This window comes from Sphingomonas sp. (assembly GCF_035714405.1).
Taxonomy (GTDB): domain Bacteria; phylum Pseudomonadota; class Alphaproteobacteria; order Sphingomonadales; family Sphingomonadaceae; genus Sphingomonas.
In genome coordinates, this window is the sequence record NZ_DASTMA010000018.1 from 756841 (window position 1) to 771425 (window position 14585).

Annotated in this window: 13 protein-coding genes; 7 read left to right on the forward strand and 6 right to left on the reverse strand. The window is 67.1% G+C overall.

What is annotated here, in order from left to right:
- The first annotated feature begins 39 nt into the window (after positions 1–39).
- Genes VFQ64_RS10535 through VFQ64_RS10545 form a run of 3 tightly spaced genes read left to right on the forward strand, consistent with a single transcriptional unit; the run spans position 40 to position 3337 of the window.
- Positions 40–1998: a TadE/TadG family type IV pilus assembly protein gene (locus VFQ64_RS10535; protein WP_325103237.1), complete on the forward strand. Its 1959-nt coding sequence runs from the start codon at positions 40–42 to the stop codon at positions 1996–1998.
- Complete coding sequence (locus VFQ64_RS10540) at positions 1995–2615, forward strand: TadE/TadG family type IV pilus assembly protein (protein WP_325103238.1); 621 nt, start codon at positions 1995–1997, stop codon at positions 2613–2615. Before VFQ64_RS10535 ends, VFQ64_RS10540 begins: the two co-directional genes overlap by 4 nt.
- Positions 2612–3337 (forward strand): hypothetical protein, encoded by a 726-nt coding sequence (locus VFQ64_RS10545; protein WP_325103239.1) that lies wholly within the window; start codon positions 2612–2614, stop codon positions 3335–3337. The genes VFQ64_RS10540 and VFQ64_RS10545 overlap by 4 nt, the downstream gene beginning before the upstream one ends.
- 4 nt (positions 3338–3341) lie before the next feature.
- Here the strand turns inward: VFQ64_RS10545 and VFQ64_RS10550 are convergent, their stop codons facing one another.
- Both VFQ64_RS10550 and pdhA read right to left on the reverse strand, forming a co-directional pair.
- Positions 3342–4730 carry a pyruvate dehydrogenase complex E1 component subunit beta gene (locus VFQ64_RS10550; RefSeq protein WP_325103240.1) on the reverse strand — a complete coding sequence of 463 codons (1389 nt, stop codon included), beginning with the start codon at positions 4728–4730 and terminating at the stop codon, positions 3342–3344.
- A complete protein-coding gene (gene pdhA, locus VFQ64_RS10555; RefSeq protein ID WP_325103241.1) occupies positions 4730–5785 on the reverse strand; it encodes a pyruvate dehydrogenase (acetyl-transferring) E1 component subunit alpha in 1056 nt (351 codons plus the stop codon). The genes VFQ64_RS10550 and pdhA overlap by 1 nt, the downstream gene beginning before the upstream one ends.
- Before the next feature lie 109 nt (positions 5786–5894).
- Between pdhA and VFQ64_RS10560 the strand changes: the two genes are divergently transcribed.
- From VFQ64_RS10560 to VFQ64_RS10570, 3 genes are all read left to right on the forward strand, one after another.
- The gene (locus VFQ64_RS10560; RefSeq protein WP_325103242.1) at positions 5895–7262 is read left to right on the forward strand and encodes an MFS transporter; all 1368 of its coding nucleotides are present in this window, start codon (positions 5895–5897) and stop codon (positions 7260–7262) included.
- A complete protein-coding gene (gene cysK / locus VFQ64_RS10565; protein WP_325103243.1) occupies positions 7259–8179 on the forward strand; it encodes a cysteine synthase A in 921 nt (306 codons plus the stop codon). The genes VFQ64_RS10560 and cysK overlap by 4 nt, the downstream gene beginning before the upstream one ends.
- A 108-nt stretch (positions 8180–8287) precedes the next feature.
- Positions 8288–9643 (forward strand): cell wall hydrolase, encoded by a 1356-nt coding sequence (locus VFQ64_RS10570; protein WP_325103244.1) that lies wholly within the window; start codon positions 8288–8290, stop codon positions 9641–9643.
- A gap of 316 nt (positions 9644–9959) precedes the next feature.
- On the opposite strand, the gene VFQ64_RS10575 is transcribed toward VFQ64_RS10570, so the two are convergent.
- From VFQ64_RS10575 to hisI, 4 genes are read right to left on the reverse strand one after another with little or no spacing between them, the layout of a single operon-like run.
- The gene (locus tag VFQ64_RS10575; RefSeq protein WP_325103245.1) at positions 9960–11747 is read right to left on the reverse strand and encodes an acyl-CoA dehydrogenase C-terminal domain-containing protein; all 1788 of its coding nucleotides are present in this window, start codon (positions 11745–11747) and stop codon (positions 9960–9962) included.
- 3 nt (positions 11748–11750) lie between these two features.
- Positions 11751–12170, reverse strand: coding sequence for a MerR family DNA-binding transcriptional regulator (locus VFQ64_RS10580; protein ID WP_325103246.1), 420 nt, complete (start codon positions 12168–12170; stop codon positions 11751–11753).
- Positions 12171–12201: 31 nt separating this feature from the next.
- Positions 12202–12681, reverse strand: a complete 480-nt coding sequence (locus VFQ64_RS10585) for a hypothetical protein (RefSeq protein ID WP_325103247.1) — start codon at positions 12679–12681, stop codon at positions 12202–12204.
- Positions 12678–13028 carry a phosphoribosyl-AMP cyclohydrolase gene (gene hisI / locus VFQ64_RS10590; protein WP_325103248.1) on the reverse strand — a complete coding sequence of 117 codons (351 nt, stop codon included), beginning with the start codon at positions 13026–13028 and terminating at the stop codon, positions 12678–12680. The genes VFQ64_RS10585 and hisI overlap by 4 nt, the downstream gene beginning before the upstream one ends.
- Positions 13029–13124: 96 nt before the next feature.
- Here hisI and purF point away from each other — a divergent pair, with 96 nt between their 5' ends.
- Positions 13125–14582 carry an amidophosphoribosyltransferase gene (gene purF / locus VFQ64_RS10595; RefSeq protein ID WP_325103249.1) on the forward strand — a complete coding sequence of 486 codons (1458 nt, stop codon included), beginning with the start codon at positions 13125–13127 and terminating at the stop codon, positions 14580–14582.
- Positions 14583–14585: the final 3 nt, after the last annotated feature.

Consider the following 14585-nt stretch of genomic DNA (forward strand, 5'->3'; position numbering starts at 1 on the left):
CCGGTTCCTCCGGGGTGAACAGGCGATGTTGGGGCCACGATGAACGTCCGAAGTTCCTTTCTCACGCGGCTTGCCCGCGATCGTCGCGGTAACACGATCGCGATCATGGCGGCGATGCTGGTGCCGATGATGGCAATGGCGGGCTCCGCGATCGACGCCGCCCGCCTGTACGTCGTCAAGGTGCGGCTGCAACAGGCGTGCGATGCCGGGGTGCTCGCGGGCCGCAAGTTCATGACGGGCACTGGCGCGACCATCGACGACACGGCCGCCGGCCATGCGCGGACCTTCTTCAGGAACAACTTCGCCACCGGCTGGCTGGGCACGTCGGATACTACCTTCACCCCGACCAAGACGAGCAACAGCCAGGTCAGCGGCACCGCCGTCACCACCGTGCCGATGACGCTGATGAAGATCTTCGGCATCACCAGCAACACCATGACGGTGGCCTGTCAGGCGCGGTTCGACGTCGCGGACACCGACGTCCTGTTCGTGCTCGATACCACCGGTTCGATGGCCTGCCTGCCCGCGCACACCAGCAGCGAGTGCAACAACTATGTCGGCGACGCGGGCAACAGCAGCTACACCCGCCCGAGCAACAGCAACGGCGTCGCCGGCTACACGGGCACCGCCTTTTCGGTACCGGAGTCCGACAACTCGCGCATCGACGCGCTGCGCGCGGCCGTGCTCAACTTCTACGATACTTTCGACTCGGTGAAGGATCCGACCACCAAGGTCCGTTACGGGTTCGTCACCTACGCCTCGTCGGTGAATGTCGGCAAGGCGATCAAGGACGTCGTACCGAGCGCGCTGGTCGGCTCCAACAGCGGCGACACCGCCGCGTATCAGTCGCGCAAGGTTACCGGCGAATACGAGATTTCCTTGACCGTCACCTCGCAGAACAACAGCAAGTCGCAGCAGGGCTGCACGTCGAGCACGAAGTACACCCGTACGCCGGCGGCTACCCAGACCAACGCCTATCCGTTCAGCACCTCGACGGGCACGGCCACGATCGAGACGCAGCAGTGGAACTCGACTACCAGCAAGTGCGAGGACGTCACCAAGGTGATGGGCCCGGTATACACCTATGCGCAGTATAGCTGGCCGGTAGACGGCGTGGTCGCCGGTAACACTGTGACCAACCCGACCAAGGTGCGCGGCCAGACCATGAAGTGGCTGGGCTGCATCGAGACGATCACCGACACGCCGGGCCAGACCAGCTTCAGCGTCACCAGCCCGCCGTCGGAGATCAATCCGAACGCCTCGCCGACCGGCGCCGCGCGCTGGGTGCCGCAGATGCAGGACCTCGCTTATATTCGAAACGGCAGCTTCACCAACAATGCGACCGACTACACCGACGGCGACAACTGGTATGTTGCACCGGGCTATGGCTCGGACGCTTACGCGACGGCCGTGAACGGCGGCGTTCGTTTCTCGGTGGACGGGGACAGCTATCAAAAGAGCGGCGCGATCGCCTGCGGCAAGCCCGTCAAGCGGCTGGGCGTGATGACGCGCAGCGAGGTCAGCAACTGGGTGAACGCCGCCGATTTCGCGCCGATGGGCGGCACCTATCACGATATCGGCATGATTTGGGGCGCGCGGCTGATCGCGCCCGACGGACCCTGGGGCACCGACACTGCGGCGTGGCCCGGCCGCAACGCGCCCAATCGGGTCATCGTCTTCCTGACCGACGGCGACATGGCGCCGACCACCAGCTCCTATTCGATGTACGGCCAAGAAGGCTATGATCGCCTGGTCACCAACGGCAACTTCGGCAGCATCGTCGACTATCACAACAAGCGCTTCCTCGCGGCGTGCGCCGCCGCCAAGGCGCAGAGGATCGACATCTGGACGGTCGCGATCGCACCGTCGGCTTCAACGACGCTGGAAAGCTGCGCCAGCGCCAAGCAGCAGGCACAGTTCACCACCAGTGGCACCGACCTCGGCGACATCTTCGAAACCATCGCCGAGAAGCTCGCCATGCTGCGGCTGTCGCAATGATCGCCCGGCTCAACCGCCTCCGGCGCGACCTCAGCGGCGCGACCATCGTCGAGTTCGGCTTCGTCGCACCGGTCATGTGCGTGCTGATCATGGGCCTCGGCGACCTGCTGCATCAGGTCTATGCCCAGTCGGTCCTCAATGGCGAGGTGCAGAAGGCCGCGCGTGACTCCGGTATCGAAGGCGGCGCCACGAGCACCGCGACGATCGACGCGAAGGTCGTCCGGCGCATGTTGCCGGTGGTCAAGAACCTGTCGAACTCGTGCGCCGCCGATTCCACCGGCGCGGTGTGGTGCTCGACGCGGCGCAGCTACGACAATTTCACGGAGATCCGGCCGGAACCCTTCACCGACGCGGACGATGACGACATCCGCGATCCGGGCGAGTGTTTCACCGATCAGAACGGCAACCGCTTGTGGGACGAGGATCCCGGCATCGTCGGGCAGGGCGGCGCCGGCGCGGCCACCTCTTACACGATGAACATCACCTACCCCCACATCTTCCCGGTCATGGGCCTGCTCGGCTGGTCGAGCCGCCAGACGATCACCGCCACCACCGTGCTCAAGAACCAGCCCTACGCCACGCAGACAGAAATCGCGGATGTGAAGGTATGCACATGACGTCCCGCATCGGCGGTGTCGCCCGCCGCCTCAAACAGGACCACAGCGGCCTTGCGCTGATGGAGTTCGCCTTCACCCTGCCGATCATGCTCGGCCTGGGCGGCTATGGCATCGAGGTGTCGAACCTGGCGCTCGTGAACCTGAAGCTTAGTCAGGTCGCGCTGGCGCTGGCCGACAACGCCTCGCGCGTCGGCGCGACCAGCACGCTGTCGACGCAGCAGCTGCGCGAGGTCGATATCAACGACGTGCTACAGGCCGTACGGGTACAGGGCGAAGGGATCGAGCTCACGACGCGCGGGCGCATCACGCTGTCGAGTTTGGAAAGGGTGCGGCAGAGTTATGACGCCGCGTCACCCGCTGCACTCGTGCAACGCATTCACTGGCAGCGCTGCATCGGCCTGAAGAGTGGCACCGGCTACGATTCCACCTATGGCACGGCATCTGCCAACGCGGGCAGCACGGCAGCGGAGTCGAACAAGGGCACGGACCTTGCGGCGGGCATGGGGCCGACGGGGTCGAAGGTGAATGCACCCGATAATTCAGGCGTCATGTTCGTCGAGATCAACTACCTGACCAAGCCCCTGTTCGGGACGCTGCTGATGGAGCCGGCGCGCGTTCACTACATCGCGTCGTTCATCGTCCGCGACAACCGCGACTTCTCGCGCATCTTCAACCCCTCGCCGGCCGCGACGGGGTCGAAGTGCAACGCTTACGCTGCGTGACGCACTACTTCCGGTAGCAGACCTTCTTGACCGCCTCGACCACCTTGGGCGCGCTGACCAGCGCCAGCTTCTCCAGATTGGCCGCATAGGGCAACGGCACATCCTCGTCGCATACCCTCAGCACGGGCGCGTCGAGATCGTCGAACCCTTCCTCCATCACCAGCGCCGCGATTTCGCTGGCGATCGAACAGGTCGGCCAGCCTTCCTCAACCACGACGATGCGGTTGGTCTTCGCCAGCGACGTCAGCACAGCCTGCTTGTCGAGCGGCCGCAGCGTGCGCAGGTCGATCACCTCCGCCTCGATCCCCTCGCCCGCCAACGTCTCCGCCGCCTCCAGGGCCAGCCCGACACCGATCGAATAGCTCACGATCGTCACGTCGGTGCCCTCGCGCATGATCCGCGCCTTGCCGATCGGCAGCACCCAATCGTCGAGCTTGGGCACGTCGAAGCTGCGGCCGTAGAGCAGCTCGTTCTCCAGGAACACGACCGGATCCTCGGTCCGGATCGCAGCCTTGAGCAGCCCCTTGGCGTCCGCCGCGTCATAGGGCGCGATCACGATCAGCCCGGGTACGCTGGCGTACCAGGGCGCAAAATTCTGCGAGTGCTGCGCGCCGACCCGGCTCGCGGCGCCGTTGGGCCCGCGGAAGACGATCGGGCAGCGCATCTGGCCGCCCGACATGTAGTTCGTCTTCGCGGCGGAGTTGATGATGTGGTCGATCGCCTGCAACGCGAAATTGAAGGTCATGAACTCGACGATCGGCCGCAAGCCTCCCATCGCCGCGCCCGCGCCGATGCCCGCAAAACCGTATTCGGTGATCGGCGTGTCGATCACCCGCCGCTCGCCGAACTCGTCGAGCAGGCCCTGGGTGACCTTGTACGCGCCCTGATACTGCGCGACCTCCTCGCCCATCACGAAGACGCGGTCGTCGGCGCGCATCTCTTCAGCCATGGCGTCACGCAGCGCCTCGCGCAGCGTGGTCTTGACCATCTCGGTGCCCGCCGGGATCGCCGGATCGCCCACCTCCGCGTCGTGCTTCGCCGCCTCGAACATCTGCCGCGCGCCGGTCTCCACCTTTTTCGGCTCGGGCGTCGGCTCCGCCTGCTGGTCGGCCGGCGTGTCGGGGGCGGGCGCGGGTGCGGGAGCGGGCTCGCTCTCGCCGGCCATTTCCATGATGACCGTGCCGACCTTCACATTGTCCGTGCCCTCCGCGACCAGCAGCTTGCCGACGGTCCCCTCGTCGACCGCCTCGAACTCCATGGTCGCCTTGTCGGTCTCGATCTCGGCGAGGATGTCGCCCGACTCCACCTGGTCGCCTTCCTTGACCAGCCACTTGGCGAGCGTACCCTCTTCCATCGTCGGGGAGAGCGCCGGCATCTTGATCTGAACGGGCATCAATACTGCTCCACCAGCACGTCGGTGTAGAGCTCGGACGGCTCCGGCTCGGGCGTGCTCTCGGCGAAATCGGCGGACTCGTTGACCTGTCGCCTGATCTCCTGCTCGATCGGCTTCAGCACGTCGTCGGTGACGCCCTGCTCGCCGAGCAGCTTCTTCACGAACTCGATCGGGTCCGACTTCTTGCGCACCGCCTGCACCTCCTCGCGGCTGCGATACTTGGCCGGATCGCTCATCGAATGGCCGCGATAGCGATAGGTCTTCATCTCCAGGATGATCGGCCCCTTGCCGCCGCGCACCCACGCCAGCGCCGTCTCCGCTGCACCCCGGCAGGCGAGCACGTCCATGCCGTCGACCTGAATGCCCGGGATGCGGAAGCTTTCGCCGCGGCGATACAGCTGGTCCTCGGCCGAAGCACGGTTCACCGAAGTACCCATCGCATACTGGTTGTTTTCGATCACGAAGATCACCGGCAGCTTCCACAGCTCCGCCATGTTGAAGCTTTCGTACACCTGCCCCTGGTTCGACGCCCCATCGCCGAAATAGGCCATGCACACGCCGCCGTCGCCCCGGTACTTGTGCGCGAAGCCCAGGCCAGCGCCCAGCGACACCTGCGCGCCGACGATGCCATGGCCGCCGTAGAATTTCCGTTCAGTCGAGAACATGTGCATCGACCCGCCCTTGCCCTTGGAGATGCCGGCGCCGCGCCCGGTCAGCTCCGACATGATCGCCTTGGGGTCGATGCCATAGGCGAGCATGTGGCCATGGTCGCGATAGCCGGTGATGACCGAGTCCTTCTCGCCATCGAGCGCCGACTGCAGTCCGACCGCGACCGCCTCCTGGCCGATATACAGGTGGCAGAAGCCGCCGATCAGACCCAAGCCATAGAGCTGCCCCGCCTTCTCCTCGAAGCGCCGGATCAGCAGCATCTGGCGATAGAAGGCGATCAGCTCCTCCTTCGAGGCGGCATAGGGCATCGGCTCGTCCGGCCGCTCGCGGTTCGTCGCGGGCGGCCCGGCGCTCGGCGGCGCGGTGCTGATCGATGCTTTGGCCATAAGGGAGCCTTGGTCCTGGGGAGGGTCGCGCCCGCTATAGGCGCGGCGTCCGTCCCGGGGCAATCGGCAGAGGTTGCCCTGCCCGCCTCGACCCGTCACAGCGCGCGCCATGGCTCGGCCACGGCACCCGCTCACGATCCCGTACTTCCGCGCCTATTTCCTGTCGCGCCTCGCCGGCACCATCGCGACCACGTCGTTCGGCATCCTGATCGGCTGGCAGGTCTATTCGATCGCGCGTGGGCCGGAGGGGATGGGCATCCGCGAGGCCGCCTTCCTGCTCGGCATGATCGGCCTGGCGCAGTTCGTCCCGCTGTTCCTGCTCACCCCCGTCGTCGGGTTGGTCGCGGACACGGTGGACCGCCGCCTGATCGTGCGCGCCACCACCGCGCTGCTGCTCGCCACCGTCGCGACGCTCGGCCTACTGACCTGGTACGGCGCGCTCACCATCCCCGCCCTGTTCGCCGGCGCGGTGCTGATCGGGGTCGCGCGCGCGTTCGGCGGGCCCGCCTATTCTGCGCTCGCGCCCAACCTGGTGTCGACCGAAAGCCTGCCGACCGCGATCGCGGTCAGCTCGATCGCGTGGCAGTTCGGCTCGATCATCGGCCCCAGCCTCGGCGGCCTGCTGTTCGGCTTCAGCCCGTTGCTCGCCTATGGCGTCTCGACCGCGCTGCTCGGGGTGGCGCTGTTCTCGGTCATGCTGATCGGGCCGGTGCCGCAGCCGCCGGTCGAGCCCGACCAGCGCCCCCTCGCACGCGTCGTCGAGGGGTTCGCCTATGTCCGCGCCAACCGGCTGGTCCTGGCGACCATCACGCTGGACCTGTTCGCCGTGCTGCTCGCCGGCGCCACCGCGCTGCTTCCCATCTATGCGCGCGACATCCTCCAGGTCGGCCCGCACGGGCTCGGCCTCCTCGCAGCCGGTATGGGCATCGGCGCGTCGGCGGTGGCGTTCTTCTTCTCGGTGCGGCCGATGAGGACCAATGTCGGCGTCAAAATGCTGTGGTCGGTGATCGTGTTCGGCCTGGCGACGCTGGTGTTCGGGCTCGCCACCCCGATCACGGCGCTGCTCGGCCTGCCCAGCCCAACCGTTGGGCTACCGGGCTGGGCCGGTGGCGGTCCGCTGCTGCTGTCGCCTGCCTTCATCCTCAGCCTGGTGGCGCTGATCGTGGCCGGCGCCGCCGACATGGTGTCGGTCTATGTCCGCTCTTCGCTGATTCAGCTCCACACCCCCGACGCGATGCGTGGCCGCGTCGGCGCCGTGTCGCAGCTCACCGTCTCTGCCTCCAACGAGCTCGGCGAGGCGGAGAGCGGCCTCCTCGCAGCACTGGTCGGGCCGGTCGGCGCGGTGGTGGTCGGAGGCGTCGGCGCGATCGTCGTGACGCTCGTCTGGGCGGGGCTGTTTCCCGAGTTGAGGCTTGCCAAGACGTTCGCGCCCCCCGACATGCCCGAGCGAGATCACGCAACCGGAGCCGTCCCATGAAGGCCAACACCGTCCTCGAAACGATCGGCCGCACGCCGCACATCCGCCTGCAGCGGCTGTTTCCCGGCTCCGAAGTGTGGATCAAGTCCGAGCGTTCGAACCCGGGCGGTTCGATCAAGGATCGCGTCGCGCTGGCGATGATCGAAGCGGCGGAAGTTTCGGGCGCGCTCCAGCCCGGCGGCACGATCGTCGAGCCGACCAGTGGCAACACCGGCGTCGGCCTGGCGATGGTCGCGGCGGTCAAGGGCTACAAGCTCGTCCTCGTCATGCCCGAATCGATGTCGCTGGAGCGGCGTCGCCTGATGCTCGCCTATGGCGCGACCTTTGAGCTCACGCCCCGCGAAAAGGGGATGAAGGGCGCGATCGAGCGCGCGGGCGAGATCGTCGCCGCGACCCCCGGGGGTTGGCTGGCCCAGCAATTCGACAACCCCGCGAATATCGACGTTCACGTCCGCACCACCGCGCAGGAAATCCTGGAGGACTTCCGCGACACACCGATCGACGTCATCATCACCGGGGTCGGCACCGGCGGTCACATCACCGGCATAGCGCAGGTGCTCAAGAAGGAGTGGCCGAACCTGAAGGTATTCGCGGTCGAGCCAGCGCTGTCGCCGGTCATCGCCGGCGGCCAGCCCGGTCCGCACCCGATCCAGGGCATCGGCGCCGGCTTCATCCCGGCCAACCTCCACGCCGACCTGCTCGACGGCGTGATCGACGTCGACGCCTCGGTCGCCAAGGACATGGCCCGCCGCTCCGCGCGCGAGGAAGGACTGCTGGTCGGCATCTCCTCCGGCGCGACGCTGGCCGCGATCCTGCAAAAGCTGCCCGACCTGCCCGACGACGTGCGCGTGCTCGGATTCAACTACGACACCGGCGAGCGGTACCTCTCGGTCCCCGACTTCCTGCCCGAATCTTGAACCTGAAACCGAGCTGACGGAGTTTGCCCCCTTCGTTCGTGCTGAGCGAAGCCGAAGTACTTGGCTTGGCCCTTCGACTTCGCTCAGGGCGAACGGATTGAATAGTCGATGCGACCTCTTCAGCTTGTCCTTGCCGCCATCGCCGCGCCTGCGGTCCTCGTCCCGGCGCTGTTGGTCCTAAACGCGCCGACGATGCCGCCCGCACCGCGCCACCGTCCCGCCGCGCTCCCCCCGCAGCGGATCGTACCGCAGGCCGAAGTCCCACCCGTCGAACCTGTCGCCTATGTCGCGCTCAGCCTCGATGCGGCGCGCGCCTACAATGCAGAGGTGCCCTACGTCTCCGGGCCGGTGCCGCCTGCCCGTGCGTATCGCTTCGCCGGCAGCGACACCGATCGCGCGCGGGCTACCGACTGCCTGGCCGCCGCGCTGATCTACGAGGCCGGGGACGATACCGAAGGCCAGCGCCCGGTCGCGCAGGTCATCCTCAATCGACTCCGCCATCCCGCCTTTCCCAAGACGGTCTGCGGCGTCGTATTCGAAGGGTCGGAGCGGCGCACCGGCTGTCAGTTCACCTTCACCTGCGACGGCGCGATCACCCGTTGGAAGCCGACCGAAGCCGGCTGGGCGCGGGCGCGAACGGTCGCTGCGGCGGCGCTCAACGGATTCGTGTCGAGTCCGGTGGGCTGGGCGACCCACTATCACACCGACTGGGTCGTCCCGTATTGGCAGTCGAGCCTCGACAAGATCGCCAAGGTGGGGACGCACCTGTTCTTTCGCTGGACGGGCTGGTGGGGCACGGGCGGTGCTTTCCGCATGCCCGCGGGTCAGGCCGAGCCGGCGATCCCAAAGATGGCGTTGCTCTCGGGCGCGCACGGCGACGCGACGGGCATCACCGACGAGATGATCGCGGCAGCGATCGCCGGGGCACCGGAGGAGGTCGCCGATGGCGAAACCGCCACCGTCGCGACGGGCGACCCGGACAGCTTTCTCGTCACGCTGCGCCCGACCACCTCGCCGTCGCTTTATCCCACGCTGGCGCAGAATGCCTGTGGCGCGCGGGCGCGCTGCTCGTTCCATGCCTGGCTCAACCCTCGGGAGACGGCCACGGCGTTGCCGCTTGGACCCGAGCAGATCGCCTCGATGACCTTTGCCTACCTCCGAGACAAACCGGCGGGTGTCGAGCGTACGCTGTGGAACTGCCAGCAGTTGGCCCGCCCCGACAAACGCCAGTGCATGAAGGTGCAGGTCTTCATGCGCGCATCTGGGCCTGCCCCCGCCCCAACCCCAGTACCGACGCCCGCGCCCGCAGCGAAGGGGCCGGTCGAGCTCGATGGCGTCCGCCGCCGAACTCCGACGCCCGCGCCGACGCCGGCACCTGCCCCAGCTGCAAAGGTGCCGACCACGCCCGCCCCCAAGACGCCCGGCACGGCGCCCGGCACGACACCCACGGCGACCTTGCCCTGAGGCTTTTCCGCTGTCCTACAGCAAACGACCGGGCCTAAGCTGTCGCCGCTCTTTGAACCGTCGACTTCCGCACCTAAGTGCTCCCGCGCAGGCGGAAGCCCAGGGCCGCGCGCCGGTCGTTTCGCGGTCGAGCATCTAACCTCTTGCCGGCAGCGCAACGCGTTCGACCCTAAACTTTCCCTCAACTTCCGCGAGCCTGCCGGCGTACGAAAAAGCGTTTGACCCTAAACTTTGCCTAAACTTCCGAGCACCTGAAGCTTCAGCCAACCCTCGTCACGGCAGCGTTTGACCCTAAACTTTCCCTCAACTTCCGCGCTCAGGCCGCCAGGAACATTTCCGGCGGCAGCGCCATAACCGCTTCGGCCCCGCCCTCGATCTGCCAGCGCAGCGACCCGGTTTGCGGCAGCAGACGCTCGGCATAGAAGCGCGCGGTCACCAGCTTGGCCTCCATGAACGGATCGCCCGGCCGCTGCGCCGCCGCGACCGCCATGCGCAGCCACATCAGTCCGACCGCGACCAGCCCGGTCAGGTGCATGTACGGCACCGCGCCGGCGCCGACATGATCGGGGTTCTTCATGCCGTTGGCCATGAACCACATCGTCGCCGCCTGCAGGTCGCCCGCCGCCTTCTCCAGCCGCCCTGCGAAGTCCGCCGTCGCCTCCACTCGCTTGGCGGCCGCGACCTCCTCGGTGACGATCCGGAACAGCGCCTGCACCGCCCGGCCGCCATTCTGCGCCAGCTTGCGCCCTACCAGGTCCATCGCCTGAACGCCGTTCGTGCCCTCATAGATCATCGCGATCCGGGCATCGCGGACATACTGCTCCATCCCCCATTCGGCGATGTAGCCATGGCCGCCATAGACCTGCTGCGCATCGGTCGCGATCTTGTACCCCATGTCGGTGCCGAAGCCCTTGATGACCGGCGTCAGCAGCCCGATCAGGTCGCCCGCGAGCTGCCGATCCGCCTCGGCTTCGGCGATATGCTCCAGATCGACCTGCAGGGCACCCCACAGGCATAGCGCGCGCAGGCCCTCCGTCAGCGCCTTGGCTTCCATCAGCATCCGGCGGATGTCGGCATGCACGAACAGTGGGTCGGCCTTCTCGGCGGGCTCCTTGGCCCCGGTCAGCGCCCGCCCCTGCCGCCGGTCGGCCGCATAGGCGACGGCGTTCTGATAGGCGACCTCGGCGATGCCCAGCCCCTGCAGCCCGACGCCGAGCCGTGCGGCGTTCATCATGATGAACATGGCGGCGAGCCCCTTCATCTCCTCGCCCACCAGCCAGCCGGTCGCGCCGTCATAGTTCATCACGCAGGTCGAGTTGGCGTGGATGCCCATCTTGTGCTCGATAGACCCGCAGCTCACCGCGTTGCGCGCGCCCAGCGATCCGTCCTCGTTCACCAGCACCTTGGGCACCACGAACAGCGATATGCCCTTGGACGACTCCGGCGCACCCGGCGTCTTGGCAAGCACCAGATGGATGATGTTCTCGGTCAGGTCGTGCTCGCCCGACGAGATGAAGATCTTGGTGCCGGTGATCGCATAGGAGCCGTCCGCCTGCGGCTCGGCACGGGTGCGGATCAGGCCGAGGTCGGTGCCGCACTGCGGCTCCGTCAGGTTCATGGTCCCACCCCACTCGCCCGATACAAGCTTGGGCACGTACATCGCCTTCTGGGCATCCGACCCCTTCGCGATCAGCGCCGCGATCGCGCCGTGCGTCAGGCCCGGGTACATCGCAAAGGCCATGTTGGCCGAAATCATGTACTCCTGGAACGCGGTCGAGACGACATGCGGCATCCCCTGCCCGCCATATTCCGGCTGGTTGCCCAGCGTCGCCCAGCCGCTCTCGACGAACTGCTTGTACGCGTCCTTGAACCCCGCCGGCGTCGTCACCGAGCCGTCCGGATGCCGCGTACACCCCTCCTGGTCGCCCGGCAGATTGAGCGGGAACAGCACCTCGGCGACGAACCGCCCGCCCTCCTCCAGCACCGCGTCGACCACGTCCGGCGTCGCCGCCTCGAAGCCGGGCTGGTTCAAATAGCGGTCGAGCCCGACGACGTGATCGAGAACGAAACGGGTGTCGCGGACGGGGGGCGTATACTGGGGCATGGTCTAGTGGTCCTGCGCTTCGCCGGCTTCGAGCACGGCAATGAATTCCTGGAGTTCGGCGACGGCGGCGTCGATGTCGTGCTTCTGCCGCTCGAGCAGCGCTACGCGGTCGCGGCAGTTCTGCAACGCGACGGCGCGCTGGTGCCGCCGCCCGTCGCCAACATCGTACAGGTCGATCATCTCGCGGATCGCCGCCAGGCTGAAGCCAACCCGCTTGCCGCGCAGGATCCAGGCGAGCCGCGCCCGGTCCCGCTGCGAATAGATGCGCTGCGTCCCCCGCCGCTCCGGCGCGATCAGCCCCTCGTCCTCATAAAAGCGCAGGGCGCGGGCGGTCACCTCGAACTCCTCGCAGAGATCCGCGATGGAGAAGCGCTCCCGGTCGAGACGCGGTGGCACCACGGCATAAGCTGCTTGAGCCTGCATGTCGGGCAGGTAGGTCGACTTGACGTTTACGTCAATTGCCGCAGAGCAGCTCTCCCCTGGCCGAGCGCAACGTCGACGCCTCCGACGCCGACTCGCTCAGCCGCTCCACTGTCAGGGCGGAAAGCGACGCTCGACCGGTGCAGACGCGGTCACATGCAGCTGGCAGTGCGGCCGGGAACACGATCCTCTCGCCGTCGAAGGTCGCTTGGACCCGGCACTCACCAAACGCGATGGCGAGGCTCTCGCCGTCGCGCTCGACCGAGCCCTTGGCGGCGCAGCCTTGCCCGTCGCCATAGTCGATGCTCACACCGATCCGCGTCGAACCACCGGCCGGCACGACGCACAGCCGGTCCGCCTCGCTCGCCCAGCTTCCCGTCAGCGACCCCGCCTTGGGATCGCTGACCAACCCGCGCGCGATCGCCGCCCGTTCAAGCGCCGCGCCGGGTGTGTCGGCCGCGCGCTCGCCCGGCCGGCAAGCCGCGAGCAGCAGCAGGATCGCGAGCGGTCTCACGTCAACCGATCACCCTCGACCCGGCGGTAGAAGCAGGACGCCGCCCCCGTATGACACGCCGGCCCAGCCGGCTCGCAGATCAGCCACAGCGCGTCCTGGTCGCAGTCGATCCGCATCTCGACCACCCGCAGGATGTTGCCGGAACTCTCGCCCTTCTTCCACAGCCGCCGCCGCGACCGCGACCAGAAGTGCGCCTCTCGCGACGCCTGCGTCATGGCCAACGCCTCCCGGTCCATATGCGCGACCATCAGCAGGGCGCCCGCACGGTCAGTGACGACGGCCGTGATCAGCCCCGCCGCATCCCACCGCGGGTTCAGCGCGGTGCCCGTTTCGCGATCTTCATCCATGAGCGTGATGTACGGTGCGACGAATGGCATGACAAACAGGCGACAATGCTAACCCATGTTCCTATATCGCCCCTGCCCCACGCGAGCCCCCGCATCATGCTGACCACCCACCCATTCGACGACGACAAGCTCCGCGAGGAGTGCGGCATTTTTGGCGTATCAGGCAGCGACTCGGCCGCAGCCCTGGTCGCGCTAGGGCTCCACGCGCTTCAGCACCGAGGTCAGGAGGCGGCCGGGATCACCTCGTTCGACGGTCGCGCCTTCCACACCCACCGTGCGATGGGACACGTCGCCGGCAATTTCGACCGCGACGACGTGATCCGCGCGCTGCCGGGCACGGTAGCCGCCGGTCACGTCCGCTATTCGACCACCGGCGAGGCGGTGCTCCGTAACGTGCAGCCGCTTTATGCCGAGCTGCAATCCGGCGGCTTCGCGATCGCGCACAACGGCAACATCTCCAACGCGCAGCGGCTGCGCAAGGAGCTGGTGCGGCGCGGGTCGATCTTCCAGTCGACGTCGGACACGGAGACGATTATCCACCTCGTCGCGACCTCCAGCTACCGAACGCTGCTCGACCGCTTCATCGACGCATTGAAGCAGGTGGAGGGCGCTTACTCGCTGATCGTGATGACTCCGGAGGGCCTGATCGCTTGCCGCGATCCGCTCGGCATCAGGCCCCTGGTCATGGGGCGCCTGAATGGCGCGGTGGTTTTCGCCAGCGAGACCGTGGCGCTCGACGTCGTGGGCGCGACCTTCGAACGCGCGGTGCAACCGGGTGAGTTGGTGATCGTCCAGGGCACCGAGATGCGCTCGATCCGCCCCTTCGCGCCGATGAGCCCGCGGCCCTGCATCTTCGAATGGGTGTATTTCTCTCGCCCGGATTCGATCGTGGACGAGCGGTCAATCTATGACGTCCGCAAGAAGATTGGCGTCGAACTCGCACGCGAGGCGCCGGTCGACGCCGATCTCGTCATTCCCGTGCCCGACTCTGGGGTGCCGGCGGCGATCGGTTATGCGCAGGAGTCCGGCATCCCGTTCGAGCTCGGGATCATCCGATCGCACTATGTCGGCCGCACGTTCATCCAGCCCGGCGACGGCGTCCGCCACCTTGGCGTCAAGCTCAAGCACAACGCGAACCGAGCGCTGATCAAGGGCAAGCGCGTCATCCTGATCGATGACTCGATCGTGCGCGGCACCACCAGCCTCAAGATCGTCCAGATGATGCGCGAGGCCGGCGCGGCGGAGGTTCATCTCCGCATCGCCTCCCCGCCGACGCGGCACAGCTGCTTCTACGGGGTGGACACGCCGGAGCGGACCAAGCTGCTCGCGGCCAAGCTCGACCTCGGCGGGATGACTGATTTCATCCATGCCGACAGCCTCGCCTTCGTCTCGATCGACGGCCTCTACAAGGCGCTGGGCGAGACCGAGCGCGCGGCGATCCGGCCCAAGCATTGCGACGCGTGCTTCACCGGCGACTATCCGACCACGCTGACCGATCAGGACGAAGCGGCCGATGTCGATCAGTTCGCGTTACTGGCCGAGCGCGTCAACTAAGCT

Bases quoted from the DNA above. Each gene is read 5' to 3' on its own strand.
- pdhA (WP_325103241.1), bottom strand. From the start codon at position 5,785: ATGGCCAAAGCATCGATCAGCACCGCGCCGCCGAGCGCCGGGCCGCCC.
- purF (WP_325103249.1), top strand. From the start codon at position 13,125: ATGCTGACCACCCACCCATTCGACGACGACAAGCTCCGCGAGGAGTGC.
- VFQ64_RS10545 (WP_325103239.1), top strand. From the start codon at position 2,612: ATGACGTCCCGCATCGGCGGTGTCGCCCGCCGCCTCAAACAGGACCAC.
- VFQ64_RS10560 (WP_325103242.1), top strand. From the start codon at position 5,895: ATGGCTCGGCCACGGCACCCGCTCACGATCCCGTACTTCCGCGCCTAT.
- VFQ64_RS10575 (WP_325103245.1), bottom strand. From the start codon at position 11,747: ATGCCCCAGTATACGCCCCCCGTCCGCGACACCCGTTTCGTTCTCGAT.
- VFQ64_RS10570 (WP_325103244.1), top strand. From the start codon at position 8,288: ATGCGACCTCTTCAGCTTGTCCTTGCCGCCATCGCCGCGCCTGCGGTC.
- VFQ64_RS10535 (WP_325103237.1), top strand. From the start codon at position 40: ATGAACGTCCGAAGTTCCTTTCTCACGCGGCTTGCCCGCGATCGTCGC.
- hisI (WP_325103248.1), bottom strand. From the start codon at position 13,028: ATGGATGAAGATCGCGAAACGGGCACCGCGCTGAACCCGCGGTGGGAT.
- VFQ64_RS10550 (WP_325103240.1), bottom strand. From the start codon at position 4,730: ATGCCCGTTCAGATCAAGATGCCGGCGCTCTCCCCGACGATGGAAGAG.
- VFQ64_RS10540 (WP_325103238.1), top strand. From the start codon at position 1,995: ATGATCGCCCGGCTCAACCGCCTCCGGCGCGACCTCAGCGGCGCGACC.
- cysK (WP_325103243.1), top strand. From the start codon at position 7,259: ATGAAGGCCAACACCGTCCTCGAAACGATCGGCCGCACGCCGCACATC.
- VFQ64_RS10580 (WP_325103246.1), bottom strand. From the start codon at position 12,170: ATGCAGGCTCAAGCAGCTTATGCCGTGGTGCCACCGCGTCTCGACCGG.